Genomic DNA, 25,880 nt, shown 5'->3' with positions numbered 1-25,880 from the left:
CCCTCACTGGATCAGGAAACGCGGGTACATCGGCATGGGCAGCCCGAGCACATAGGGGAACAGGATGGTGCAACCGAGCGTCAGGCAGGCACCGACGATTACCGCTTCACGCCAGCGCGTCTCCTGCGAGCCCGCCGCCGCGATCATGAAGCTGATGAAGGCCGTGACCACGACGCCGAGCGGCCGGATCGACAGGGCGAAGAAGAGGATCGCGGCGACCACGAACAGCGGTCCTCGCCAGGAATAATGGGCCATCGACGGCCCATTGGTCAGAAGACCGGTCAGGGCGATGGCCGCGGACAAGGCAACCAGCAGTCCGCCGAACATGCGGGGCGCGGTGCCGGCGCCGAAGGAGAAGCCCCGCATGCCCTGCAGATCGCTTCCCGCCCACAGCGCGAACAGGGCAACCGCCATCAGGACGACGCCACCGACATAATCCTGCGCCGACCGTACCGTCATGAACAGCGTGAGGATCGCCACCACCAGCAGCGGATAGGAATAGATCAGCGCGAGCAGCACCTCGGACGAGATCTTCTTGGTGCCGCCGCCGAACGATCCGAAGATCGCACTGGGCGCGCCTGCGAGCAGCGCGGTCACGTGACTGGTGACCACCGTCCCCGGGCCGCGGCCGGCGCCCCAGCCGAAGATCGTCCCGATCGACCAGATCAATTCGAAGATCTGCGGCGCAATCGCCAGCAGACAAAAGCCGAGCGCCAACCGGGTATTTCGGCTGGCCGTCGCTGAGTGGCCCATCGTGTCGGCCATGCATGTCTCCTCCGCGACCCGTAAGTCACGAGCACTGTTGTTCTAAATCGGCTGGAACTGGATCCCCCGCCCGGATCATTGCCTAGCGATTTTCATTACACAATGCCAGCAAAACCCAACAGCCCGCCGGCAAGCAACAGCCACAGGGGATTGATGCGCGAGATCGATGCGATCAGCGCAACCATTGCGGTCAGAAGCAGTGCAGCAATCGTGCGATCGGTCGACTGGGCCAGGATCAGGGCGCTCGCTGCCATCAATCCGATCGAGAGCGGAACCAGTGCAGCTTGAATCAAGCCGGGCCAGCGCGATTGGCTGGGCCGATCCAGGAGCCGGCTGACATAATAGGCAAGCAGCGCCGTCGGCAGGCACATCGCCAGCGTCGCCGCCAGCGCGCCGGGGATGCCGGCAACGGCATAGCCGATCAACGTCACGATAAGCACGTTCGGACCTGGCGAGAGCTGCGCGATCGCATAGGCATCGGTGAACTGCTTGTCGGTCATCCAGTGATTCACCTCGACCGCGATGCGATGCATTTCGGGCACCGCCGCAGCGGCGCCGCCGACCGCGAACAGCGACATCAGTCCAAAGGTGGCGATCAGCGCCCAGATCGGGCTTTCGGCGTTCATGCTGCTACTTTCCGTCGCAGGATATAAGTGGCGCCGATGCTCACGGGGATCGCGACCAGCAACACCGCCTGAAGCGGCAGGCGAAGCAGGCCGATGGCGAGGAACACACCGAGCATCAGGATCAGCGCGAGCGGCTCCGTCCGCTTCAGCAGCGGCGTCATCATGCGGAAGACCACCGCGATCAGGAGACCGACGGCCGCGCATGAGATGCCGGCCAGGCTGCGGCGCAACACGTCGAGGTCGCCAAAACGGGCGTAGACGATCGCGACAACCATCATGATCAGCGTCGGGGGCAGCAACAGCCCGGCAAAGGCGGCAACCCCGCCGGCAATACCGCGCAGCCTCGACCCGAACACCATCGACAGATTGACGATGTTGGGCCCGGGCAGGAAATGGCAGAGCGCGAAGGTCTCGTTGAACTCGTCCGCCGTCATCCAGCGGTGCTGCTCGACGATGGCCCGCCGGGCAAACACCAAAACCCCGCCGAAACCGGCCAGCGACATCCTGGCGAAGGCCAGAAACAGTTCCAGCAGGCCGGGCGGAGCAACGCTCGGCGCTGGATGATCCGGCAGTCGATCTGATTGTTGGCCGGCCGGTGCTGAATCCTCGGACATCTCAGAAGCTTAGACCGCCGGCGCCGACGCGGCCAAGATCAGGCCCGCCTCGGTGTGGAACCTATCCAAAGAGAAGCTTGGGAGAGGCGTGCAAAACCCCTGTTTTTCGAAACCCTTGCGCCCTATATTGGGGGTGCCGGTTCGCCGGCTATGGAAATAAACGGTCGTCGCAATAAACCATTCGGACCCGGGGGCGGTACCCGGCGCCTCCACCAAAGCCCACCAACCGACTATCCGGAAGCGGGCTTTGGCGGGGGCGAAATAGGATCGACGAGGGCGTAAAGGGCGTACTTTTTCCCGGTATTGTTCCGCCGTTATCGGGCTACTGCAATAGTTGCCAACGACAACTTTGCTCCGGTTGCTCAGGCTGCGTAACGCAGTTTGAAAGACCATCTTAAAGTCCTAACGGGTTAAGCTCCGTTAGGCGGGGTTCGGAGGCACCTGGCAACAGAAGCCTCCACTTGCCTTTCTTTCTTCTCCGGCGGGGGACTCCTGCTGGCCCGTCAGGCGCGATATTGTTGCGGCCTGGCGAGTCGAGTCGGTAGGGTCCGGCTTCGGGGATGCAACAGGACCACCATGGCGACCGATCATATCCGATACGATGTGCTGGCCCGCGACGCGCTGCGCGGCGTGCTGCGGAAGGTGCTGACCGATGCCGCGGCCCATGGCCTGCCCGGCGAGCACCATTTCTTCATCACCTTCGTGTCGAAGGCCGAGGGCGTGAAGCTGTCGCCACGGCTGCTCGCGCAATATCCGGAAGAGATGACGATCATCCTGCAGCACCAGTTCTGGGATCTGACCGTGCTCGAGGACCGCTTCGAGGTCGGCCTGTCCTTCGGCGGCATTCCGGAGCGGCTGGTGGTGCCGTTCAGCGCCATCAAGAGCTTCCTGGATCCGTCCGTGAAGTTCGGCCTCCAGTTCGACACCTCCGATGTCGCCGAGGTCGCGCCGGACACTTTGCCGGCGGCCCCCGCCCCATCGGCCGTATCGGTGCCCGCGGCCGCCACTGAAAAGGCGGAGACCGCGGAAGAACCGCCCCCGCCAAGCCAAGGCGGCGCCGAGGTGGTGCGGCTCGATCGTTTCCGCAAGAAATGATCTAGGTTGGCTTTGAAGCCGTCGCGGGCGGCCAAACTGTCTATATAGAAGAGCACATGAAGAGGCCGCGCGGCGTTTCGCGCGGCGGAATGGATGTGCTCATGGCCAAAGCTTCCCGCTCGAAGACCGCTCCTCCCGCGACCCGCACCGAGACCGACAGTTTCGGTCCCATCGAGGTCCCGGCCGATCGCTATTGGGGCGCGCAGACCGAACGTTCGCGCCAGAATTTCCGCATCGGAACGGATCGGATGCCGATCGCGCTCGTGCACGCGCTCGGCATCGTCAAGCTCGGCGCCGCGCAGTCCAATCTCGAGCTCGGCCTGCTCGACCAGCGCCGCGCCGGTGCCATCATTCGCGCCGCGCGCGAGGTGATCGAGGGCAAGCTGGACGATCATTTTCCGCTCGTCGTGTGGCAGACCGGCTCCGGCACGCAGACCAACATGAACCTCAACGAGGTCATCGCCAACCGCGCCAACGAGCTGCTCGGCGGCGAGCTCGGCGCCAAGAAGCCGGTGCATCCCAACGACCACGTCAACATGAGCCAGTCGTCGAACGATTCGTTCCCGACCGCGATGCACATCGCGGCCGCAAGCCGCATCAATGCCGATCTCATCCCCGCGCTCACCGAGCTGTTGCGCGCGCTCCGCAAGAAGGAGAAAGCGTTTGCGAAGATCGTCAAGATCGGCCGCACCCACACCCAGGATGCGACGCCCCTGACGCTCGGCCAGGAGTTTTCCGGCTATGCCGCGCAGGTCGAAAGCGGCATCGCCCGGCTCAAGTCCGCGGTGAAGGAGCTTTATCCGTTGGCGCAGGGCGGCACCGCCGTCGGCACCGGTCTCAATTCGAAGCCGCGCTTTGCAAAACTGTTCGCAAGGCACGTCGCCGGGATCACGAAACTCCCCTTCACCAGCGCCGCCAACAAATTCGAGGCGCTGGCCTCGAACGATGCCTATGTGCTGGCGCATGGCGCCATCAATTCGGTGGCGACCGGCCTGTTCAAGATCGCCAACGACATCCGCCTGCTCGGATCCGGCCCGCGCTCAGGGCTGGGCGAGCTGATCCTGCCGGAGAACGAGCCGGGCTCGTCGATCATGCCGGGCAAGGTCAACCCGACGCAGTGCGAGGCGATGACCATGGTGTGCTGCCAGGTGTTCGGCAATCACACCGCGATCACGGTGGCCGGCAGCCAGGGCCATTTCGAGCTCAACGTCTACAAGCCGGTGCTGGCCTACAACATGCTGCACTCGATCCGCCTGCTGGCGGATGCGGCGCGATCCTTCACCGAGCATTGCGTCAGCGGCATCCGTGCCGACGAGAAGCGCATCAACGAGCTGATGCAGCGCTCGCTGATGCTGGTGACGGCGCTGGCCCCGAAGATCGGCTACGACAACGCCGCCAAGGTGGCCAAGACGGCCCATGCCAACGGCACCACGTTGAAGGAGGAGGCGCTGCGGCTCGGCTTCGCCTCGGCCGACGAGTTCGATCGCCTGGTGCGCCCCGAGAAGATGACCAGCCCGGGATAAATTCCGAATTCCGATAGCCATCCGTAATGATACGGACCCCCCGGCGCCCAGAATTGTGCGGCTTTGGAGGCGGGATTTGATTACCGTCAATGTTCTGGCGGGACGGCGTGCTACGCAACCCTTCCGCCCCTCGATGGGGGCCAGATTCATCGTTTGATGGCCCAAGGGGCTGATTGACGAGGACGAGCTAATGGCGATCAAGTCTTGTAGGGCGCAACGCGGCACCCTGTTTCTGAATGTTTCATCCCGCCTGACGAGGATCGGATGATGGAGACACGGCATGGGGAACGTCATCAACCTGAATCGTTTCAGGAAGCGCGCCGAGCGGGAAGCCTCGGCGAAGCAGGCGGACGCCAACCGGTCGAAGTTCGGCCGCACGAAGGCGGAACGGTCGGCGGAGGAGACGCGCGCGGACAAGGCGAAGGCGCACCTGGACCGGCATCAGATCGATCGCGAGGAGCAGCCATGAAGTCGCCCGTCGTGAAACGGTCGATCGTCGTCGCCGGGCACAAGACCAGCGTCAGCCTGGAAGAGGCGTTCTGGAACGGCATGAAGGAGATCTCCGGCCTGCGCAACATGACGTTGTCCGAGCTGGTCGGCGAGATCGACAACAACCGCCAGCAGGGCAATCTGTCGTCGGCGATCCGCCTGTTCGTCCTGGACTACTTCAAGAGCCGGGCGATGGCCGCCCAGCCGGACAAGGTCCCGGCCCAATAGCCAGCCCTCGGGGGCGCCTCGAGGGCGCCCCGCGATCCGCGCTTTTTAAAATCACTCTAAGGTGCGGTTTCAGCGAGCACTCGCGCTTGACCTCAATGCCTTGCGTTGAAAATACAGGGCATGACCGACACCAATGACACGCGCCCGCACATGCCGCTGGGTCTGGCCCAGCGCGGCTATACCGGCGTTATCCAGCACCTGTCCGCTCGCGAGGCGGGCTCCGCGCTCTCGGACATAGAGCTCGAGAGCCGCCTGATCGAGCTCGGCTTCGTCGAGGGCGCCCGGGTCGAGATCCTGCACGAGGGGCTGGTCGGGCGCGATCCGATTGCGGTGCGGGTCGACAGCATCACGATCGCGGTCCGCCGCCGCGAAGCCATGGCGGTCATCGTCGCCTAGACCGCGACCGGACGCCTCATCCCGAGTCTTTTGCCAAGCCGTTTGCCAGGCCTTGATCACATGGAATTGCCCCTGCTGCATCTCGCCCTGGTCGGCACGCCAAACAGCGGCAAGACTTCGCTGTTCAACGCCCTGACCGGCAGCCGGCAGAAGGTCGCGAACTATCCCGGCGTCACCGTCGAGCGCAAGGAAGGCTTCTTCGTCACCCCCTTGGGCCGCCAGGTTTCGGTGGTCGACCTGCCCGGCACCTACTCGCTGCGCGGCCGCAGCCCGGACGAGGAAATCACCCGCGACTTCGTGCTCGGCAAGGCCTCCGGCGAGACCGTGCCCGATCTCGTGCTGTGCGTGGCCGATTCGACCAATCTGCGGCTGACCATCCGCCTGCTGCTCGAGCTCAAGCGCACCGGACGGCCGATGGTCCTCGTGCTCAACATGTTCGACATCGCGGCCCGCCGCGGCATCACCGTCGACGTCGAGCGGCTCGCCAAGGAGCTCGGCCTGCCCGTGGTCACCTCGATCGCGGTGCGCAAGGGCGGCACGGCCGACCTCTTGAAGCTGACCGACGAGATCTCGGCAAAGCTCGCCGCCGAGGCGGAGGCGAACAGCTGGCGCGCGCTCAGCGTCGCCGAATTGCGCGCGACCCAGCGCGAGGCCGACCGCATCATCGCCGACTGCGTCAGCCTGCCTGCCAGGCCCGACACATGGACCGCGCGAATCGACGCGGTCGTGCTGCATCCCGTCGGCGGTCTCGTCGTGCTGACGCTGATCCTGTTCGTGATGTTCCAGGCGGTGTTCGCCTGGGCGCAACCGGCAATGGACCTGCTCAAGTCCGGCTTCGACGCGCTCGGCGAGCTGGTGCAGGCCACCCTGCCCGACGGCCTGTTGCAGAGCTTCCTGCAGAACGGCGTGATCTCCGGCGTCGGCAGTGTCATCGTGTTCCTGCCGCAGATCATCCTCATCTTCCTGTTCATCCTGCTGCTGGAAGATTTCGGCTACATGGCGCGCGCCGCGTTCCTGATGGACCGCATCATGGGCGGCGCCGGCCTGCACGGCCGCGCCTTCATTCCGCTGCTGTCGAGCTTTGCCTGCGCCATCCCCGGCATCATGGCGACGCGCGTCATCGACAACAAGCGCGACCGGCTGACCACGATCCTGATCGCGCCGCTGATGACCTGCTCTGCGCGCATTCCGGTCTACACGCTGATCATCTCCGCCTTCATTCCAGCGAAGGACGTCTGGGGCTTCATCAATCTGCAGGGCCTCGTGATGTTCGGCCTCTACGCCGCCGGCATCGCCAGCGCGCTCGTCGTCTCGTTCCTGATCAAGTTCTTCATGCTGCGCGACTTTGCGCCGGCGCCATTCATGCTGGAGCTGCCGGACTACAAGATGCCGCGGCTGAAATCGATCGCGATCGGTATCTACACCCGCGCCAAGATGTTCCTGGTGCGAGCCGGCACCACCATCTTCTCGATGATGGTGCTGATCTGGTTCCTGGCCTCGTTCCCGCAGCCGCCCGCGGGCGCTACCGAGCCCGCGATCGAGTTCAGCCTGGCTGCGATGATCGGCAAGGCGCTCGAGCCGCTGCTCGCGCCCGTCGGCTTCAACTGGCAGATCGCGGTCGCGCTGATCCCGGGCATGGCGGCGCGCGAGGTCGCGGTCGCAGCGCTCGGCACCGTCTACGCAATCGAAGGCGGCAAGGAAGCGGCCGAGCAGATCGGCCAGGTGCTGGCGACGAAATGGTCGCTCGCCACCGCACTGTCGATGCTGGCCTGGTACATCTTCGCCCCGCAATGCGCATCCACGCTGGCCGTGATCCGGCGCGAGACCGGCAGCTGGGCCTGGATGGCTGTGACCTTCACCTACATGCTGGTGTTGGCCTATGCCGCGAGCCTCGTGACGTACAACGTCGCCGTCGCGCTGGGGGCGGGTTAGCGCCCTCTCGAACTCAAGAACGCGAAAACAACCCCATGCACAGTAGACGGGGTCTGTGAAATCAATGGGTTGAGTTGGGTGCGAAAATCATCCGACCGACGCTCTGCCGCGATTGCTCCGTCGGGCGAAACAGGGGCATGATGTCATGCCCGCAACGACAGCGGCATGAACGACGACACGCCCCCGAAGCGGCGATCTATCTCCATGAATCATTTCAGCACGGAGCGACTGACCGCCGAGAGGCTGAACGAAAGCCACCTCGCCGACCTCGTCGCGCTGCATCTCGATCCTGATGTCGCCCGCTATATCGGCGGCGTCCGTTCGGCGGAGACGACGAAGGCTTACCTCGATGTCAACATGGCGCATTGGGACCAGCATGGCTTCGGCCTCTGGGCGCTGCACACGAAAGACGGCGCATTCGCCGGGCGGGCCGGCCTCCGGCACATCATGGTGGACGACATCGACGAGATCGAGATTGCCTACGCGTTCACGCGCAGCCTCTGGGGCCGGGGATTTGCGGCCGAAGCCGCGACCGCGATGACACGCATTGGCCTGTCCGAGCTCGCCCTGCCATCTCTCATCGGCATCGTGAACATCGCAAACGGCGCATCGCGCCGCGTGCTGGAGAAATCGAATTACCTGCTCGAGCGGAGCACGAACCGTCATGGCAAGGACGTGGTGATTTACCGCATCCGCCGCTGAACGTTGCAATGACGGGATGGGAGCGCGCGAGGGTCACTGTGTTCAATCTTGAACAGACAGATCTGTCGCGGTCGGCACCTGCTCACAGCTGGCAGGCGAGCCTCGGCGGCCGGGAACCGGGTCGCTGCTGAAGAGTTCCTCGTACGGACCTCCCGGGGTCCCGGTCCCGGCCTCTCGACGCCTGGGCCTCGCGCTCTTCCGACATATGCTGAGGGGGTTCAATGACTGATCCATCAGGGGCTGCTTCGGCCGGTGCCCTCAAGGATTTGCCGAGAATTTCAACAGGCAGCGACGGTCTGGACGACATCCTGGGCGGCGGCTTGGATCCCAACCGGATGTATCTCTACGAGGGACGTCCGGGCACCGGCAAGACCACGATCGCGCTGCAATTCCTTCTCCGGGGCGCGCGCGAGGGTGAACGCGTGCTCTACATCTCGCTCTCCGAAACCAGGCGCGAGCTGAACCTGGTTGCCCATCGGCACGGCTGGTCGCTTGATGGCGTCGACATCTTCGAGCTGGTCCCGCCTGAGACGACGCTCGATCCCGACCGCGAGCTCACGGTCTTCCATCCTGCCGAGATGGAGCTCAGCGAAACGACCGGCCTGATCTTCAAGGAGGTCGAGCGGATCAATCCCAGCCGCGTCGTGCTCGACAGCCTGTCCGAGCTGCGCCTGCTGGCTCAGAATCCGCTGCGCTACCGGCGCCAGGTGCTGGCCTTGAAGCACTTCTTCACCAACCGCAATTGCACCGTCGTGTTGCTCGACGATCTGTCCTCCTCCCAGGACGACCTGCAGCTGCATTCGATCGCACACGGCGTCGTCATGCTCGAGCAACTCGCGATCGACTACGGCGCGGAACGGCGCCGGCTTCGCGTGATCAAGATGCGCGGCATTCGATTCCGCGGCGGATACCACGATTTCACGATCTCGCAAGGCGGCTTGCGGATCTTCCCCCGGCTCGTCGCGGCCGAACATCACAAGGCGTTTCCCGGCGATTTCGTGTCCAGCGGCAACGCCGAGCTCGATCAGCTGCTGGGAGGCGGGCTCGAGCGCGGCACCAACGCGCTTCTCCTCGGATCCGCCGGTGTCGGCAAGTCGTCGGTTGCGCTGACATACGCCATCGCGGCGGCCGAGCGCGGCGAGCACGCCGTCTTCTTCGCCTTCGATGAAGGCCGCGGCACGGTGGAAGCACGGGCCCGGACGCTCGGTCTGCCCCTGGAGAAACATCTCAATACCGGGGCAATCCGGTTTCAACAGGTCGATCCGGCCGAATTGTCGCCCGGTGAGTTTGCGGCGACGCTGCGTCGGAGCGTCGAGGTCGACAATGCCCGCCTTGTCGTCATCGACAGTCTGAACGGTTACCTGAACGCGATGCCGGACGAGCGCTTTCTCATCCTGCAGATGCACGAACTCCTCAGCTATCTGGCACAGCAGGGCGTGCTTACGATCCTGATCCTCGCTCAGCACGGTCTGGTCGGCCCGATGGATACGCCGCTCGACATCAGCTATTTGAGCGATGCAGTGGTGATGCTGCGCTATTTCGAGTTCGGCGGCACGGTGCGGCGCGCGCTCTCCGTCGTCAAGAAGCGCAGCGGCAATCACGAGCACAGCATCCGCGAGTTCCGGCTCGGCAGCACGGGGATCAGGCTCGGTCCGCCTCTCCAGGAATTCAGCGGCATTTTTTCCGGCAATCCCCATTACACCGGCACGGCGTTGCCTGAAGGACCGGCCGAATGAGCGCCGAACGGGACAACCGTGTTCTGATATTCGCCCCGATCGGCCGCGACGGACCGGCATCGGCGGAGCTCTTTCGCGGCGCGAGCCTGGAGGCGATCAGTTGCCGAAGCCTGCCCGAACTGGTCACCGAGATGACGGCTGGCGTCGGAGCGGTTTTTCTGGCCGAGGAGGGATTGTTCGGCAAAGACACGGCGCCGCTCGCGCAATGGATCGCGAGCCAGCCGCCATGGTCCGACCTCCCCTTCGTCGTCCTCACCAGCCATCGGGAGCAGCCGGCCGTCGTCGCATGGAGACGCAGCATCGTCGAGCTCCTGCGCAACGTTTCGCTGCTGGAGCGGCCGGTTCAGCCGATCACGCTGACCAGCGCGATTCAATCGGCGATCCGCGCCCGGCGGCGTCAATATGAGATCCGGGCTCTGCTCGAGGCCCGCGAGCAGACCGCGCAGGAGCTCGAGAAACTGGTCGTTGAGCGGACACGCGAATTGAAAGAAGCCAACGAGCAGCTTCGCCTCGAAATGAACGAACGCACGCGCGTCGAGGAAACGCTTCGCCAGGCTCAGAAGATCGAGGCGATCGGCCAGCTCACCGGCGGCGTCGCGCACGACTTCAACAATCTGCTGATGGTGATTTCCGGCGGCCTCGACATGCTCGACCGCCAGACAGATCCAAGCCGGCGCCGGCGGCTGATGGACGGCATGATCCAGGCCGCGCAGCGCGGCGCCAGCCTGACGAGGCAGCTCCTCGCATTCTCGCGCCGGCAGAAGCTTCGGCCGGAGCCCGTCGACGTCGCTGCACAGATCGGCGGCATGCGGGAGCTGCTCGATCGCAGCCTGAGGGGCGACGTCCACGTCGAATTCGATTTCCCGGACTCGCTATGGCCGGTCGAGGTCGATCCCGGGGAGCTCGAGCTGGTCATCCTTAACCTCGCCGTCAACGCCCGCGACGCCATGCCCAACGGCGGGACGATCGTCGTGCGCGGGGAGAATCTGGCCAGTCTGAACGACGATCAGATTTCGGGCGACTATGTCCGTCTGTCCGTCGTCGACACCGGTGTCGGCATGGCTCCGGAGATCCTGTCCCGCGTATTCGAGCCGTTCTTCACGACCAAGGACGTCGGCAAGGGTTCGGGGCTCGGGCTCGCGCAGGTCCATGGATTCGCCACGCAGTCACGGGGCACGGTCCGAATCCAATCGGAGGTCGGCCGCGGCACCAGTATCGAACTGTACCTGCCGCGATCGTTCGACGTTCCTTCGAAAGAGCGGCATCTCATCGACCTCACCCGCATACGGCCGAAGAAGAACAATCATGGCCGCATCCTCCTGGTCGAAGACGACGACGAGGTCGCCGCTCTGGTCGGCGAGATGCTCGGCCAGCTCGGTTACGAAGTCACGCGCGCCGCGAGCGCCGCGGCGGCGCTCGGCGCCTTGGCCGATGGTCGCTCCGTCGACCTGATCTTTTCGGACATCATGATGCCGGGCGGCATGAACGGTGTCGAGCTCGCACGGGAAATCAAGAAGCGGCGAAGTGACATCCCGGTGCTGCTGACCAGCGGATACGCCGAAGCCTCGGTCCATGAAGCGCAGAGGGCGGGTATCCAGATCCTGGCGAAACCTTATCACATCGACGAGCTGGCCGCGGCGCTGAGCACGGCGAAGTCGAATCTTAGGCGCAATACAGAGTCCCAGCGCTCCGGTTCCTGGTGACGCTAGCCCTGATCGGGCTGTGTTCCGCCGGGCCGCGGAAGTCTACCGGAAATATCCCAGCACGAGATCGACGTCGGCACTGCGGGCCGCCGCGCCGGTCAGCTCGGCGTCGATGACGCGGCGACAGGCTTCGATCGCGGCATGGTCGCCGAGATCATTGGCGGCTTCGAGCACGAGCCAGGCCGCGTCCACCGAGGCCTTGTCCGGCGCTCCGCCGCCGAGATCGGCGGTGGCAGCGCTGTTGAGGTTCTTCTTGCGAACGGCGGTACCGAATTGAGGCAACATTGCAGATACTCCCTGTCCTTAATGTACCTGTCAGTGAACTTGGAGCTCGGGCTGACGGCCCGCATCGGCACCCGTGCCGGTCTTGCGCGACTGGTAGAACTTCAAGATGCTGCGCGAGGTCTCGATCTTGAGCCGGCCGTATTCGCGCTCGTTGTCCTGGAGCTCGCGCGCCGTGATCAGATGATCCTTGGCGCCGAGGAAGAGCAGTGACATCGTCGTATCCCAGGAGAAGTCGAGCGCCTTGCACAAGACCAGGATCATCTCGCGATTGCGGTCCATCAGCGCGCGCTCGATCACGTCGACCGGCAGCGACGAGAGCAGCGACAGGCCGATCTGTACCTCGTCGAAGCGGTGCTGGCGGGCATAGTTCGAAATCGAATCCTGGTTGAGATTGCCTTGACGGTATTGCGTCGTCACCACGCGCTTGGCGACGAAATAGCTGCGCGAGGACGGACCGAATTTGGACTGGAGATCGCCGGTGAGCTCGGTCACCGAGCTCTGGATCTGCGCCATCATCTCGGGCCGCTCGCTCTCGAGGCGGCGGCGCACGTCTTCCGAAGCCTTCGAGATGAGCTGTTGGAAGATGTGGCGCGGCACGTCCTTGCGCAGGCCAAGCTGTTCGGCGAGAATCGAATCGCCCTCGGCGCGGCGGACCATGTGCAACAGGCCCGACCCGGAGAAGCGCGCGCCCTCGTTCTTCGCGACCGACGTCACGACCTCCTGGTTGCCGCGCTTGACCAGCACGTCGGTCACGGCCTCGCCGATCGACTTGCGCTGGGAGATCGCGAGCAGATGCGACTGGCCCTTGGTCATGGCGCTCTCGACCAGCATCCTGTCGTCGATGCGATTGGAGTCGCGCAGCACGGGACCGGCGACCGCGATCTCGTCGTCGAGGGCGAGCTTCTCGATGACGTTCAAGGGCGCGTGATCGCACGCCGACATCAGCTCCGAAAGCTGCGTTCGCGCGGCGACCTCGATCTCCTCGGCGAGCCGGCCGATTACCTCGCCGAACGTGCTGATCTCGTCGTCGCTGTAGCGGCCGGTGATCAGAATGTCGGTCGCATGCCACAACGCCTTCGCCCGGCTTTCGTCGGTGCCGCGCGCGATCGCGTCGTCCAGGTCCTGCAGAAGCGATTTCGCCCCGTCCATCTCGATTACCCCAGTTCTTGGTCGTCTCTTGCGAACCGTTGCGCCGCAATTGACGCGACGCCGAATTCCTCTGGAAACCGACGCTAGAGATGAAACGCGAGAATTCGGTAAAATCGGCAAATCAGTTTTGCCGGGCAAAATTCATTCAAATGCGAGGGAATGGGTTAAGGGGCGGAGAAGGAAGACGGATCGCGCCCTCTCCCGCTTGCCGGCAAGGCAATCGCATACGATGTGCAGGATGCAGCGGCATCGGCAGTAGGCTCCCTCCCCCGCTTGCGGGGGAGGGCTGGGGAGAGGGTGTCTCATCAACGGGACTTTCCCCTAGAGGAGAGAGCCCTCACCCGCGCCGTCGGCGCGACCTCTCCCGCAAGCGGGAGAGGTGAGCAAGCCCGCGGCTCGGTCCGAGCAAACCAAGAGCGCCCTCACGGGTTCTGCGGCGTCAGCACCAGCGGCGGCTTTGGCCTCGGCTTGGCCGGCGGCGGCCCCGGGGCGGGCTTGACGTCGATGGCCGGCGGCAGCGGCGCGAGCTGCTGGCTGGCGAGCGGCGGGCTTGGCGCAGCGGGAGCCGCCTGCGGGGCCTTCGGCGTCGGCGCGGCCTTTAGCTTTGCGGGCGGGCGGCGCGGATCCTGGCCGGGCAGCGGCACATTGGCGGGCGCCTGCTCGGGCGCCGGATCCGGAGACACCAGCGTCGGCAGCGCCGCGGTCGCCGGCGGCGGCTCGCCGCGCTCGATCGCGTCTAACCGGCGCGTCTCGCGGTCGATCGTGCGCACCGCGAGCCAGGAGGACAGCGGCGCAAGATCGATCGTGCGGTTGAGCTTGTCGGGGGGGCCGGCGGCGAACAGCTGAATCTCCGGCGGGGCGCCGGAGAGGCCGGTCATGATCGGCGTCAGGCTGGCGCGGATGTCGGCCTGGTCGGCGGGAATGTCGTAGCCGCCGGACACGATGGCGCGGGCGTTCTTCGCTTCCAGCGGCGTCGCGCCGACGCGCAAGCGTCCGTCGCGGATCGTGAACGGAATCTGCGCCGACGCCACCGCGATCGGTGCGGCGGCAAGTGCGGGCTCGACCAGCTGCCGCAAGCGGTTGTCGTCGGCGACCTGGCCGCCGTCGCTGGCGCGAATCGCGATCTCGAAGGCGCGCGGATTGAGGCCGCCGATTTCCGCGGCCTCCAGCGTCACCGTGCCGTTGCCGGCGAGCGCGCCGGTGAGCGCTGCGACGCTGCGGCCCTGGCTGGTCAGTGCCATCTGCACCGAGGCGCGCCCCTTCGGCAGCGCGAGGTTGCGGTAGCGCAGCGCCGCCGCATCGACATTGGCGAGCTCGATGCGCGCATTCAGAGCGAGGCCATTGGCACTGTTGCGCGCGTCGAAGCTTGCCGACATCTCGCCGCCTCCGAGCGCGCCCTTGAGCCCATCGAGCGCGAGCGACTGGCCGTCGCTGCGGATCGTGCCGCCGAACGGACGCAGCTCGATGCCGCCAGGCAACATCCCGCGCAACGCCTGGAAGGCGATCCGGCCGCGCCAGCCGGTGATGAGCCCTGCACTGAGGGGGTCGCTCGTCTCACGCCCGGCTGCGCCAATCGCCATCGCGAGCGCCGGCGCAAGATCGAGCGTATCGAGACCGACCTCACCGTCGACGCTCTTGTCGGAATCCAGCATCACGACCAGATGGCCGCGCAGATGCGCGCCGGCCGCATTGCCGTCGAGATCGTCGAAGGTCAGCCGGTTGCCCGTCATCGTGATGCGGGAGGACAGGCTGACATTCTGCGCCGATTTGTCGGTCCGGCTGGTCCCGAGCAGCGGCGCCAGATTGACGTTGCGCACGCGCAAATTCACGCTGCCCTTCGGCTCCGACAATTCGACGCTGCCCTGCGCGTCGGCATCCAGCCCGCCGCCGCTGAGCTTTGCGTTCAGTTGCAGCGGCCGCCGCCAGGCGCCGGTCAGCTTGCCCTCGAACTGCGAAGCGCCCTCGCCTGCGGCCACCACGCGGTCGAGCCCGAGCAGCGCCAGCAGCGCGCCGGCCTGCGGCATCGACACTTTCGAGTCCAGCGTGAAGTCGCTGCTGCGCAGACGCTCGAGGTCGATGCCGCCGATCGCGGAAGCTGGCGTCTGCGCGGCCAGCGTCGCGGTCGCCTTGAGCTGCGGCGCGTCAAGCTCGAGCACGGCGCGGGCGTTGCTGCGATCGGCATGCTCGGCGTTCTTGTCGAGGCTGAGATCGAGCTTGAGGCGGGTCGCGCCTGATGCGGCCGGGATGGCATCGAAGCGCGCGCGCAGCGCGGGCGCAAACGGCTCGATCAGCGCGGTGAGCTCGCGCAGCGAATTGGCCGAGGATTGCAGCGCGAGCTTGCCGGTGACTTTGGCGCGGTCGAAGCTGCCGTTCGCCACGGTGGTCACGCCGCTCGCCTGGCCGAAGCGCAGCTGCTCCAGCGACAGCGAGGTGGGGCCGTAAGCAAGCCTGGCAGCGAACGGACGCAACTCCTGGCCGGCGGAGATCGCGCGGCCGACATCGAGCGAGAGCTTCGCTTCCTCCGGCCACTCGCCCTGCGGTCCCGCGAGCGCGCGCACGAAGCTTGCGGCGGAGTCGAGGTCGAGCCGGTCGGCCCTGAGGTCGGCGTCGAGCCGCGAGCCCTTGCTCGCGCCTGTTTGCACGAAGGCGATGCGGCCTTCCACGGTGCCGCCTTCGATGTCGGCCTTCACCCGGTCGATGGCGAGATGGTTGGCGGCGATCGTGACCTCGCCGGCAAGGCGCAGCGGCCGCGTGCTGCGGCGGTTGATTTCGCTGCGGCCCTGGAGCCAGGCCACCAGCGTGTCGGGATCGGAGGATTCGACCGAGAGACGGCCGCTGAAACTGTCGGCGCCGGGCGTCGCACCGTTGAGCGAGAGCTGCGTCATGCCGGGCGCGCGCAGCTCGAGCCGCTGGAAGGTCCAGGACCGTCCGTCGGTCTGGAGCTCGGCCGCGATGTTCTGCAGTGGACGGCCGCCGAGCATGATCTGGTCGGTGTTGAACTCGATCTGGGCCGGGATCGGCGCCTGCGGAATGGCGGCAAGCCCCGCGCGCAGCGCCGGCAGGATGCGGAGCGGCTCGGCATCGTCCCTGGCGGCGAGCCTGTCGGCATCGACCTGCCGCGCCGACAGCACCGCGCGCAGCAGCGGCGAGGCACCGAATTTGAGGTCGCCGACGCCGCCGAGCTTCAGCGCGCTGTCTTCAGGACCGAAGCTCGCGTCGATCTGCTCGAACTTCGCGCCGGCCGGATCGGCCTTGAGCTTGGTCGTGAGCTTCCAAGGGGTCGGCCCGGCCTCGCCGGCCTTCTTGGCCGCCGGCACGGCCAGCGTCAGCGCGCCCTCGAATTTCGGCAGGCGGTTGTCGAAGGCGAGCACGCCTTCGAGATCGGCGAGGATGGCGCGCTCGCCGGGATCGATGTTGAGGTGGAGGCGGGTGGCGTTGCCGTCGGCGCTCGGGCCGGACGAGACGCGGAACGGATAGCGCACCCCATTGGCGGTGAAGCGGCCGTCGCCGCGCACCGAGCCGGCGAGCGAGCGGACGTCGCCGGAGAAGGCGATGTCGTTCAGCTCCAGCGTCGAGCGGCTGGCGGCATCGTGCAGGGCAATGCGGCCGGTGAGATTGAGCCGCTCGATGGCGAGCGAGGCCAGATTGAAGGTGCCGCTCGCGGTGGAGGGCAGATCGACCCGCCCACGCGCATCGAGGCCGAGATCGACCGCCATGCCGCCCACCGAAAGCTCGGTGGCGCGCCATTCGCCGCGCATCAGCGAGCCCAGGCTGAACTCGACGTCGAGCTTGTCGGCGCGCAGGCGGCCGAGATCGTTGTTGCCGCCGAAGGTGACCTGGCGCAGCCGCAGCGTCGGCGTCGGCAGCAGCCGCGCGTCGAGCTCGCCCGCGACCCGCACCGGCACGCCGATGATCTTGCCGGCCTCCGCCTCGAACTGGGGCCTGAACTGGTTCCAGTCGACGTAGTAAGGCCCGATCAGCGCGGCCAGCAGCGCAATGATGAAGGCAATCGCCAATCCGAGCAGCGTCGTCTGCACGGGTCTCCCCTCGGCCAAACCGGCACCCGGACCAAACCCTGGCCTTCGTGGACTTCAGGCGTGCCGGAACAGCCCCTTATATAGGGGGAAGTGTGGCGAAGTCACAGCGACTGTTGCGCGCGGAGGTTAACGCCGGTGTGCGACCCTCATGGTGAGGAGGCGCACCAAGCGCCGTCTCGAACCATGCAGGCCCCGCTCTCGCTCGCGGCCATCCTTCGAGACGCCCGCTTCGCGGGCCCTCAGGATGAGGGTAGCGCGTGCAGAACCAGCGCCGAAGCCTCACCAGCTCGCCGGCAGCCGCTTCAGGCCGCGCAGCACGAAGGTCGGCCGCCATTCCGGGTTTTCGACGTCGTCGATGCGCAGGTCCGGCAGCCGCCGCAGCAGTGTGGAGATGGCGATCTCGGCCTCGATGCGCGCCAATTGGGCCCCCAGGCAGAAATGGATGCCGCCGCCGAACGACAGCGGCTTCACGTTCTGGCGGGTGACGTCGAGCCGGTCGGGCCGATCGGGATAGACCGCCGGGTCGCGGTTGGCCGAGCCGAGCAGGCACAGCACGGTCTCGCCCTTGGGAATCCGCTTGCCGCCGAGGTCCTCGATCTCCTCCAGCGCGACGCGCCCGGTCATCTGCACCGAGGAATCGTAGCGCAGGAATTCCTCGATCGCGCCCTCCATCAGCTCGGGGCGCGCCTTGAGCAGCGCAAGCTGGTCCGGGCTGCGATGGAGCGCGAGCAGGCCGTTGCCGATCAGGTTGACCGTGGTCTCGTGGCCGGCGCCGAACAGCAGGATGATGTTGGCGGTCAGCTCCTCGTTGCTGAGCTTGTTGCCGTCCTCCTCGGCCTGCACCAGCTGGGTGATGAGGTCGTCGGCGGGATTCTTGCGGCGCAGCTCGAACAGCTGCTGGAAATACATCTGCGCCAACAGGTTGCCCTCGTTGCCCTTCTTGATCTCCTCCGGCGTGAGGGGCACGGGGTCGAGCAGCCGCCCGCCGTCGCGCGAGCTGTTGTAGAACACCTCGCGATGCTCCTCGGGGATGCCGAGCATGTCGCAGATGATGGTGACGGGCAGGCGGAAGGCGAAATCCTCGATCAGGTCCATGTGGCCGCGCTCGATCACGGCCTCGATCGCCTGGTCGACGATCTCCTGGATGCGCGGCCGCATGTCCTCGACCCGACGCGCGGTGAAGGCCTTGACGACGAGGCCGCGCAGGCGGGTGTGATCCGGCGGGTCGGCCTGCAGCATCCAGTGGCTCATGCTGCGGAACACCGGCTCGTCCATGATCCTGTCGCTGTAGCGGCGTTTCGAGCGTTCGACGAAATCCTTGCCGAAGCGCTTGTCGCGCATCACCAGGCTGACGTCGGCATGGCGGCTGGCGACGAACTGGCCGAACGGCGTCACATGGATCGGATCGATCGTACGCAGCCGGTCGTAGTGCGGATAGGGATCGCGGATGAAGTCCGGCGAGAGCGGATTGAACAGCGGCGCGCCGCCGGCGCCTTGCACGTGCTCGTTCATGGTGACCTCAAATCGGTTGCCGCATGACACGAATACGCCGACGCTGCCCTGCTCGCGCGGCGTAACCATCCCCTTGAAATTATCAACTCGATACATTGTTGTATCGAGTTTCATTCTGCCCTACCCTGCTCCGATGTCAAGGGTGAGAACCAGGCCGACCAGGGACGATACGCGCGACAAATTGTTCGAGGCGGCCGCGCGCGTGTTCGAAGCGGACGGCATCGGCGGCGCCAGCATCGAGGCGATCGCGGCGGCGGCAGGCTTCACCCGCGGCGCGTTCTACTCGAACTTCAAGAGCAAGGACGAGCTGATCATCGCCATGCTCGAGGACCATGTGGAGCAGTCGATCCGGCGCAACATGGACATCCTCGCCCAGCACGACAATCTCGACGATTTCATCGCCGCGCTGAAGGCGATGGACCGCACGCGGCAGGATCCGCTCGGCCGCTCCCCGCTGCTGCATATGGAGATGATCCTGTTCGTCGCGCGCGCCGAGAAGCGCCGACCCGAGCTCGCCAAACGCCTGCGCGCGCGCCGCAAGCTGGTCGCCGACATCATCGAGGCCACGCTGAAGAGCGACGGCAAGAACAGCAACCTGAATCCGCCCTGGATGGCCTCCGTCGTCCTCGCATTGGAAGACGGCTTTCGCCTGCACCGGCTGATCGATCCCGAGACCACGCCGGCCGACAGCTTTTTGCGCGCGATCACCGATCTCAGGCGCAGGACGGGACTGGCCTCGCGCCAAGATGCAACTTCGTAAAGCGCAAGCGAGCTTCAACTCGAATGCGGCTGCGACATATGGTCGGTGCGCAGTCGAAGCTGGTGAGCTGCAGCTCGCCTACTTCTTCTTTGCAGGTCCGAAGTCCGGCTGCCAGGCGGCTTCCTTGCGGCTCGGGGCCGCGGCGATGATCTTGGACTTCTCCTTCTTCGGTTTCTTGGCTTCGCGGTTGCCGCGTTGTTGGCCCTTTGCCATGTCGCTCTCCTTTGCCGGTTTCAAGTTGGTCGAATTCATCGGGTTGCAGGACCCGTCCGCGCGGGGTGCAGACCCTGACGTCCATGTAGCCTTCGCGCAGCAATTTTCGCGCGAGACGCAGCGCGACCGCCGCGGTGCCGCGGCCCAGATTGGAACTGCCGTATTCGTTGGTCCCACTGACCAGGTACGGCACGCGTATCGCCCTACTCATTGAGGATGGCGGCTCCGCATACGAGAAGAAACAGGGGAACGATCATTCCGAGATGCGAACACGCGACATCGAACGCCCCTGCGAAGCCTTCGGCGGGAGCACACGTGACCCTCAGTCACCGGTCGAAGCCGTCGAGACGTGCGGTGATGACCGCGATCCTACGCCCGTGCCGAAGCGATTGCGAGCGTTTAAATGCCTCGCGACGATAGTGCTGGCTATTGCCGCGCCAAGAGCGCATGCTCGCCACGGCCGGCACCGGTTGGGGCTCCACTTGCGAAAGGCAGGCCTGCATGACCATCCGCTCGCGGCGAGAGACCGTCACGTTCAGGCATCCGTTCCGCATGCGCGGCATCGACCGCCTCTTGCCGGCCGGCGCCTACGAGGTCGTCACCGACGAGGAGACGATCGAGGGCCTGACCTTCGCCGCCTATCGCCGCGTTGCCACGATGATCACCGTGCCGGCCGAAGGCGCCGGCGGCATGATGGAGATGCTGTCGATCGGCTCGGTCGATCTCGCGAACGCGCAAGCCGCAGACGCGAGCATCGCCAATGACTGATCATCCCGTTGATCTCGACAAGCACCGCGGCATGGCCGCACAGAAGGCCACCGACCTGCGCCGCGCGCTGGCCGAGGTCGAGGCCAACACCAGAGAGCTGCGCGAGCGCGAGGCCGATCTCGAGCACCGCATGATGACGGTGCCCGCCGCGTCCTGGCCGGAGGCCGCGGTGAAGGCGCGTCATTTGCTCAACCTCTATGCCGCGAGCCTGCCCGCCGAGGACACGCGTCACCGCGCGCTGGTGGCGGCGCTGCTCGACGATTTCGCCCGGCTGTCGGGGGAGAACTGAAGCGAACGACCGCTGCTTGAATTCTCAACACGTGCCGCGCGCGACGGAACGCAGGCGGCCGGTCGCCGCGCTGATTTGAGAGGTGCGATCGCGCCTGGCAATCACGCAACGGAGCAAGCCATGACATTGACCAGCGGCCGCTTTATCAGCCACGAATACGACCGGATGATCGTCCGGTTCTCGATGCATGACGGCACCAGGGAGATTCCTTGCGCCGTCTCGACCTCCGCGATGGACGATCTCGAGCGCGGCCCGCAAGTCAAGCCCGAGCAGCGTGAGGCTCAGTTCACCCGCCTGCGGGACCGCATCGAAGCACGCGCGGCGAGCAAATATCGCGCGACGGAGTTCGAAGGCACGCCGCCGGGCATCGTGCTGCGCGGCATCGATTTCAGGCCGTAGGAAAAGCTCTCTCTACTCCGCCCGAGCCTTGATCTCCGGCAAAGGCGGCTTGCGTTCAAAGGGCTTCTTTTTCGGCGGCGCGGGCAGCAACCCCTCTCTGATTGCTTGTTTCCGGGCCAGCTTGCGGGCGCGACGAATAGCTTCGGATTTCTCGCGAGTCTTACGCTCGGACGGCTTTTCATACGAGCGCCGCTGCTTCATTTCGCGAAAGACGCCCTCGCGCTGCATCTTCTTCTTGAGAACGCGGAGTGCCTGCTCGACGTTGTTATCTCTGACGAGTACGTGCAATTGATCCTCCCGACCGGGGGCTGCGAATGGCGACACGTCCTGCAGGCAGCCAATTGCGCAGGAGCTTCATTGCGAATTGTGAGGATAGCAGCCGCGACCTTGGTCGCGGCTTCAGACACAGGTCTGCTTGTCACGGCGATACAGACACCGTGACCATTGTCGCGCAGCGCTGTCAATCGCTAACGTCCTGCTTGCAGATCGACAGACCCACGCAGAGCGCCTCGATCGGAACAGAGGAATTGCCTCGTTCGAAAACAAAATGGCCTGGCTCCTTGCAAAATCCCGGAAATCATATATATTGATGTTGTTCGATTAGCCGCTGTGCCTTGTTGAATGCGCCCGCGGGCTCCTTTTCCAAAGACATCGACGAAGTTGAAGATGACCGCGTGATTGTCGCGCGGAATGCGCTTGCGCGCTTTGGAGAAGAAGATGACGACAGGTACGGTCAAGTGGTTCAATGGCCAAAAGGGCTTCGGTTTCATTCAGCCGAACGACGGCGGCAACGATGTGTTCGTTCACATCAGCGCCGTTGAACGGGCTGGTCTTGCAGGTCTCGGAGAGGGCCAACAGGTCAATTTCGAGGCCAAGACCGACAAGGTGCGAGGCAAGGTCAGCGCTGAGAATCTCTCGCTGGCTTGATATCGTGGCGCCGTTTCACGGATGTACTGAAACGGCCGCCCTACCCGCTCAATCCCAGGATTGAGCGGGTTTAGTCGTTTGCGGAGCCGGGTGGACGATGAGCACCAAGAAGCCGGCAGAGCCGTCACCCGCGAGCGTCGCGCGGACCGATCGCCGCCGCTTGGCCGCTGAAGACGGAGCGCGGGCAATGGTCGACGCCGAACGGCAGGCCATCGAAGTTCGCAAGAACATGGCGCGGCTGCGAGCTGCGCGCGAGGCCAAGGAGGCGGCTGACGAAGCTGTTCGGCTGGCTTTGCCGGCGCCGGCGCTCAAGAAGCGTTCGAAGAAGCCGACACGATAATCGTCTTCACGCCGCCGCCGCATTGAGAGGGCCGATCACATGCCGGAGAGTGCAGATCGTGCCTAGAGTGAAGCCAGACCACGGAACCATCACCTTCTTTCTCGCGTCCGGCGCAAATCGGCAGATATGCCAGCTTGCCACGACATTCAACACGCAGAAGCAGGCCTTCAGTTATCTGCAGAAGCATCGAACGGAGTTCGAGCGCATTGCGCGGGCGCGGCTTGCTTCCGGCGAGCTCGAAGACGGGATCGTCGTACTTTCCATGCTTTAGCCAGCGCGTTACGACCGTATGGCGCTTCTCGAAGGAGAAGTTCGAGGCCTAAGGCGTCTTCTCGGACCGGTTTCGTCGTTCAGCCTCCCTCGCCAACCGCTCGGCCTTCAGTCGTTCCCGATTTGCCTGGAAAGCCTCTTCCGCCTTCTCGTAATCGGTCGCCGGCTTCGCCGCGGCCTGTTTGAAGTGGCTGTTCGCCTCGTTCGCTGCACGCGATGGGGGATGCCGTTTCATCTGTCGTCCTCATGTCTCCGGCAGCTCGAAGTCCTCCGGTGTCGGGGCCTCCTGGTGCTCGCCCTTATTCCTGGATCGGCTTGCTGCGTTTGGCTAGATCAATTCGCACGCGCCACGCGGTCGATCTTATTCCCAGCCATCTCGCGGGCGCGCAGCTTCTGTCGATCCTGGGCCTTTCGTCCTGAAGCGCCATCCATGCCGGTGAATGGCTCCGGCAGGTATCACTCCACCAAACCGCCGATCTGCCGATGCGTTCCTAATTGCCGAGAATATCGCGGGAAAGCAATCAATTATGCTGAGCGCCTGACCGCGCCGGCACCGGCCTGCGCGACATCGAGCCTCCCCAGCATCGACTTCGCCTGCTCGGCGCAGTGCTCGATCAGCCAGCGCTCGAAGGCGACGGGCGGAAGCGCGGGCGCGTAAAGGAAGCCTTGCACGACGTCGCAGCCGAGTTCGGCCAGCGTCTTGCGCTGGCCCTCGGTCTCGACGCCCTCGGCGACGACGGTCATGCCGAGGCCCTGGCCGACGCGCACCACGGCCGTGGCGATCGCGAGCGCGCCCGCGTCGCGCTCGATGTCGCGCATGAAGCTGCGGTCGATCTTGAGTTCGCGGATCGGCAGGTGCGCAAGGCGGCTGAGGCTGGAATATCCGGTGCCGAAATCGTCCACCGAGAGCCCGACGCCGAGCTCCCGGATCGCGTTCATCGTCTCCAGCGCTGCGACGCTGTCCTGCATGAACGCGCCCTCGGTGATCTCCAGCATCAGGGCGTCCGCCGGCAGGTCGTGGTCGGCGAGGATGTCCTTGAGCCGCGCGGCGAGCGTGACGTTGCGGAAATTGATCGGCGACAGGTTCACCGACACGCAGGGAATGTTGAGGCCGGCACGGCGCCAGCTCGCCATCTGCCGGCAGGCCTCGCGCACCGACCACAGGCCGATCTGCTCGATCAGGCCGCACTCCTCGGCGAGCGGAATGAACTTTGCCGGCGAGACGTCGCCGAGCACGGCATCGTGCCAGCGCGACAGCGCCTCGACGCCGTGAATCGCGCCGTCGCAGCTACAGATCTGCGGCTGGTAGCTAAGGCTCAGCGCGCCTTCCGCGATGGCGCGGCGGAGCGCCGCGATCAGCGCCAGGCGCTGCTCGGTGAGTCCGTTCATCTCGGCACTGAAGATGCGATAGGTCGAGCGCCCGGCCTGCTTGGCCATGTACATGGCGGCGTCGGCCTGCTGCATCAGCGTGTCGATGTCGGTGGCATGGTCGGGATAGAGGCTGATGCCGATGCTGGCCGACATCGGCATCAGCTTCGATCCGAGCCTCAAGGGGGCAGCCAGCGCCTCCGTGACGTCGGCCGCGAGGCGCGCGGCGCTCTCGGCATTGCGCTGCGGCAGCAAGATGACGAATTCGTCGCCGCCGAGCCGTCCCAGCATGTCCTCGGGGCCGATCTGCTCGTGCAGACGCTGGGCGAGCTGGACCAGGAGCTCGTCGCCGGCGGCGTGACCGAGCGTGTCGTTGACGTCCTTGAAATGATCGACATCGAGGAAGGCCAGCGCGATATGACTGCCGGTCGGGCAGGCATCGATCGCCGTGGTGATCAGGTGCCGCAACTGCGCGCGGTTCGGCAGGCCGGTGAGAATGTCGTGATAGGCGAGCCGCGCGATCTCGGCGCGGGCCTCCTTGCGTTCGATCGCGAAGGCGCCGAGATTGACGCAGGCCTCGACGATGCGCCGGTGCCAGTTGCTCGGCGCGCGGGGCTCGCGGTAATAAAAGGCGAAGGTCGCGATGACGCGGCCGTCCTTGGCCTTGACCGGGGTCGACCAGCAGGCGCGCAGGCCGATCGCGAGCGGCATCGCCTTGTAGGGCTGCCAGCGGGCATCGGTCTCGAGGTCGGTCGCCAGCACCGGCTCGCCGTAGAAGGCGGCAGTGCCGCAGGAGCCGACATTCGGGCCGATCGCAATGCCGTCCAATGCGCGGGAATAGTCCTCGGGCAGGCTCGGACCTCCGAGCGGGTGGATCAGGCCGGCCGCATCGACGTGGAGCAGCGAGCAGACGACGTCGGGCGCGATCTCCTCGACGCGGCGGCAGAGCCTGTCGGCGATGTCGGTAATCGGGACCTCGTCCGCGAGCGAGGCCATGATGAGCTGCTGCAGCGAGCGCAATTGCCTGGTCTCGGTGATGTCCTCGAGCAGCGCGAAGATGTGCTTGACCCGCCCCTTGTTGTCCCGAAAGGCGTCGATCCGGGCGCAGACCCAGATCTCCTCGCCGTCCTTGTCGTAGGTGAGCACTTCGGCTTCGCCGCGGCGACCGCCGCGCATCAGACGCTTGACCAGCTTCGCGATCGCCTTGCGGTCGGTGTGGCAGCCGGCGATGAGCTCGCCTGCGCGGCGGCCCTCGGCCTCACCGCTGGTGTAGCCGAACAGCGTCGTGAAGGCCGAGTTGACGTAGACGATGTTCAGCTCGGTGTCGGCGATGATCACCGCCCGGTTGGTCTGATCGGAGACGGCGTGGAGAAGCCCGATCCTGACGCGGCGCTCGGCATCCGCGGTGATGTCGCGCGCGAACACGACGCGATGGGTCGCGCCGTCATGCGCAACGGACGAGAGCGATATGGCCGCACGGATCCGGCTGCCGTCCTGCCGTACGAGGCTGATCTCGTCGCGGAATTCCGCGGCCGGATCGGCCAGAAGGCAATTGAGGGTGAGAATTTCGGCATCGCGGCCGAGCACGTCGGCGCGCGCGAGCTTCCAGATCCGCTCCGCACTGGCGTTGAAATGCGTGATGCGGTGCGCGCCATCGACAATGACGACGCCATCGTCGGCGCGTTCCAGTGCAGCCAACAGCACGTCCGGAGTTTCGGTCGCGGGATTATCGGGGGCAGACATCGGGGACCCGG

26 protein-coding genes and 1 other RNA gene are annotated in these 25,880 nt (G+C 65.5%); 17 read left to right on the top strand and 10 right to left on the bottom strand.

The annotated features are described in order from the left end of the window. Nucleotides 1-3: 3 nt before the first annotated feature. The 3 genes from AC066S_RS22755 to AC066S_RS22745 all read right to left on the bottom strand — a co-directional run bounded on the left by AC066S_RS22755 (nucleotide 4) and on the right by AC066S_RS22745 (nucleotide 2,005). On the bottom strand, nucleotides 4-765 hold the full coding sequence (locus AC066S_RS22755; protein WP_478270663.1) for a tripartite tricarboxylate transporter TctB family protein: 762 nt from the start codon (nucleotides 763-765) through the stop codon (nucleotides 4-6). A 95-nt stretch (nucleotides 766-860) separates the two neighbouring features. Next, a complete protein-coding gene (locus tag AC066S_RS22750; protein WP_135168556.1) occupies nucleotides 861-1,391 on the bottom strand; it encodes a chromate transporter in 531 nt (176 codons plus the stop codon). Beyond that, nucleotides 1,388-2,005, bottom strand: coding sequence for a chromate transporter (locus AC066S_RS22745; RefSeq protein WP_478270662.1), 618 nt, complete (start codon nucleotides 2,003-2,005; stop codon nucleotides 1,388-1,390). Before AC066S_RS22745 ends, AC066S_RS22750 begins: the two co-directional genes overlap by 4 nt. A gap of 96 nt (nucleotides 2,006-2,101) precedes the next feature. Between AC066S_RS22745 and ssrA the strand changes: the two genes are divergently transcribed. The 10 genes from ssrA (at nucleotide 2,102) to AC066S_RS22695 (ending at nucleotide 11,809) form a co-directional block, all read left to right on the top strand. Continuing rightward, nucleotides 2,102-2,467, top strand: a transfer-messenger RNA (tmRNA) gene (gene ssrA, locus AC066S_RS22740). 114 nt (nucleotides 2,468-2,581) lie between these two features. Beyond that, nucleotides 2,582-3,100 (top strand): SspB family protein, encoded by a 519-nt coding sequence (locus tag AC066S_RS22735; RefSeq protein WP_126255329.1) that lies wholly within the window; start codon nucleotides 2,582-2,584, stop codon nucleotides 3,098-3,100. Between the two features lie 89 nt (nucleotides 3,101-3,189). After that, the gene (gene fumC, locus AC066S_RS22730; protein WP_126255864.1) at nucleotides 3,190-4,623 is read left to right on the top strand and encodes a class II fumarate hydratase; all 1,434 of its coding nucleotides are present in this window, start codon (nucleotides 3,190-3,192) and stop codon (nucleotides 4,621-4,623) included. Nucleotides 4,624-4,903: 280 nt separating this feature from the next. After that, nucleotides 4,904-5,092, top strand: a complete 189-nt coding sequence (locus AC066S_RS22725; protein ID WP_135162941.1) for a DUF4169 family protein — start codon at nucleotides 4,904-4,906, stop codon at nucleotides 5,090-5,092. Then, on the top strand, nucleotides 5,089-5,340 hold the full coding sequence (locus AC066S_RS22720) for a ribbon-helix-helix domain-containing protein (protein WP_025038043.1): 252 nt from the start codon (nucleotides 5,089-5,091) through the stop codon (nucleotides 5,338-5,340). Before AC066S_RS22725 ends, AC066S_RS22720 begins: the two co-directional genes overlap by 4 nt. Before the next feature lie 120 nt (nucleotides 5,341-5,460). Further along, nucleotides 5,461-5,736, top strand: a complete 276-nt coding sequence (locus tag AC066S_RS22715; RefSeq protein WP_126255327.1) for a FeoA family protein — start codon at nucleotides 5,461-5,463, stop codon at nucleotides 5,734-5,736. A gap of 60 nt (nucleotides 5,737-5,796) precedes the next feature. Further along, nucleotides 5,797-7,668, top strand: coding sequence for a ferrous iron transporter B (gene feoB / locus AC066S_RS22710; protein WP_135168558.1), 1,872 nt, complete (start codon nucleotides 5,797-5,799; stop codon nucleotides 7,666-7,668). Nucleotides 7,669-7,872: 204 nt separating this feature from the next. Then, nucleotides 7,873-8,370, top strand: coding sequence for a GNAT family N-acetyltransferase (locus AC066S_RS22705; protein WP_135168559.1), 498 nt, complete (start codon nucleotides 7,873-7,875; stop codon nucleotides 8,368-8,370). Between the two features lie 221 nt (nucleotides 8,371-8,591). Continuing rightward, entirely contained in the window at nucleotides 8,592-10,106 is a 1,515-nt protein-coding gene (locus tag AC066S_RS22700) for an ATPase domain-containing protein (protein WP_126255325.1), read from the top strand. Further along, a complete protein-coding gene (locus tag AC066S_RS22695) occupies nucleotides 10,103-11,809 on the top strand; it encodes an ATP-binding protein (RefSeq protein WP_126255324.1) in 1,707 nt (568 codons plus the stop codon). The genes AC066S_RS22700 and AC066S_RS22695 overlap by 4 nt, the downstream gene beginning before the upstream one ends. Nucleotides 11,810-11,851: 42 nt before the next feature. Here AC066S_RS22695 and AC066S_RS22690 read toward each other — a convergent pair whose 3' ends face one another. The 4 genes from AC066S_RS22690 to AC066S_RS22675 all read right to left on the bottom strand — a co-directional run bounded on the left by AC066S_RS22690 (nucleotide 11,852) and on the right by AC066S_RS22675 (nucleotide 18,792). Continuing rightward, nucleotides 11,852-12,094, bottom strand: coding sequence for a hypothetical protein (locus tag AC066S_RS22690; RefSeq protein ID WP_126255323.1), 243 nt, complete (start codon nucleotides 12,092-12,094; stop codon nucleotides 11,852-11,854). A 30-nt stretch (nucleotides 12,095-12,124) separates the two neighbouring features. Next, a complete protein-coding gene (locus AC066S_RS22685) occupies nucleotides 12,125-13,243 on the bottom strand; it encodes a DUF2336 domain-containing protein (protein ID WP_164718333.1) in 1,119 nt (372 codons plus the stop codon). A 422-nt stretch (nucleotides 13,244-13,665) separates the two neighbouring features. Continuing rightward, nucleotides 13,666-17,280, bottom strand: a complete 3,615-nt coding sequence (locus AC066S_RS22680) for an AsmA family protein (RefSeq protein WP_478270661.1) — start codon at nucleotides 17,278-17,280, stop codon at nucleotides 13,666-13,668. A gap of 279 nt (nucleotides 17,281-17,559) precedes the next feature. Then, a complete protein-coding gene (locus AC066S_RS22675) occupies nucleotides 17,560-18,792 on the bottom strand; it encodes a cytochrome P450 (RefSeq protein WP_478270697.1) in 1,233 nt (410 codons plus the stop codon). 133 nt (nucleotides 18,793-18,925) lie between these two features. On the opposite strand from AC066S_RS22675, the gene AC066S_RS22670 reads away from it, so the two are divergent. Then, on the top strand, nucleotides 18,926-19,552 hold the full coding sequence (locus AC066S_RS22670) for a TetR/AcrR family transcriptional regulator (protein ID WP_478270660.1): 627 nt from the start codon (nucleotides 18,926-18,928) through the stop codon (nucleotides 19,550-19,552). Between the two features lie 78 nt (nucleotides 19,553-19,630). On the opposite strand, the gene AC066S_RS22665 is transcribed toward AC066S_RS22670, so the two are convergent. Then, on the bottom strand, nucleotides 19,631-19,765 hold the full coding sequence (locus AC066S_RS22665) for a hypothetical protein (protein ID WP_478270659.1): 135 nt from the start codon (nucleotides 19,763-19,765) through the stop codon (nucleotides 19,631-19,633). A 501-nt stretch (nucleotides 19,766-20,266) separates the two neighbouring features. On the opposite strand from AC066S_RS22665, the gene AC066S_RS22660 reads away from it, so the two are divergent. From AC066S_RS22660 to AC066S_RS22650, 3 genes are all read left to right on the top strand, one after another. After that, on the top strand, nucleotides 20,267-20,533 hold the full coding sequence (locus tag AC066S_RS22660; protein ID WP_135162931.1) for a hypothetical protein: 267 nt from the start codon (nucleotides 20,267-20,269) through the stop codon (nucleotides 20,531-20,533). Beyond that, the gene (locus AC066S_RS22655) at nucleotides 20,526-20,822 is read left to right on the top strand and encodes a hypothetical protein (RefSeq protein ID WP_126255318.1); all 297 of its coding nucleotides are present in this window, start codon (nucleotides 20,526-20,528) and stop codon (nucleotides 20,820-20,822) included. Before AC066S_RS22660 ends, AC066S_RS22655 begins: the two co-directional genes overlap by 8 nt. A gap of 120 nt (nucleotides 20,823-20,942) precedes the next feature. Then, nucleotides 20,943-21,221: a DUF1488 family protein gene (locus AC066S_RS22650; protein WP_126255317.1), complete on the top strand. Its 279-nt coding sequence runs from the start codon at nucleotides 20,943-20,945 to the stop codon at nucleotides 21,219-21,221. A 12-nt stretch (nucleotides 21,222-21,233) separates the two neighbouring features. On the opposite strand, the gene rpsU is transcribed toward AC066S_RS22650, so the two are convergent. Beyond that, complete coding sequence (rpsU, locus tag AC066S_RS22645) at nucleotides 21,234-21,509, bottom strand: 30S ribosomal protein S21 (RefSeq protein ID WP_027572522.1); 276 nt, start codon at nucleotides 21,507-21,509, stop codon at nucleotides 21,234-21,236. 429 nt (nucleotides 21,510-21,938) lie between these two features. On the opposite strand from rpsU, the gene AC066S_RS22640 reads away from it, so the two are divergent. The 3 genes from AC066S_RS22640 to AC066S_RS22630 all read left to right on the top strand — a co-directional run bounded on the left by AC066S_RS22640 (nucleotide 21,939) and on the right by AC066S_RS22630 (nucleotide 22,759). Continuing rightward, nucleotides 21,939-22,148, top strand: a complete 210-nt coding sequence (locus AC066S_RS22640; protein ID WP_126255860.1) for a cold-shock protein — start codon at nucleotides 21,939-21,941, stop codon at nucleotides 22,146-22,148. Nucleotides 22,149-22,335: 187 nt separating this feature from the next. Next, nucleotides 22,336-22,488 carry a hypothetical protein gene (locus AC066S_RS22635; RefSeq protein ID WP_430642478.1) on the top strand — a complete coding sequence of 51 codons (153 nt, stop codon included), beginning with the start codon at nucleotides 22,336-22,338 and terminating at the stop codon, nucleotides 22,486-22,488. Between the two features lie 49 nt (nucleotides 22,489-22,537). After that, nucleotides 22,538-22,759, top strand: coding sequence for a hypothetical protein (locus tag AC066S_RS22630; RefSeq protein ID WP_126255315.1), 222 nt, complete (start codon nucleotides 22,538-22,540; stop codon nucleotides 22,757-22,759). A 524-nt stretch (nucleotides 22,760-23,283) separates the two neighbouring features. Here the strand turns inward: AC066S_RS22630 and AC066S_RS22625 are convergent. Further along, a complete protein-coding gene (locus AC066S_RS22625; protein ID WP_478270658.1) occupies nucleotides 23,284-25,869 on the bottom strand; it encodes an EAL domain-containing protein in 2,586 nt (861 codons plus the stop codon). Between the last annotated feature and the right edge of the window lie 11 nt (nucleotides 25,870-25,880).

Source organism: Bradyrhizobium sp. CFUWI (assembly GCF_056429085.1).
Note: the sequence above shows the minus strand (reverse complement) of the source record. Positions and strands in the feature narration are given on the sequence as shown.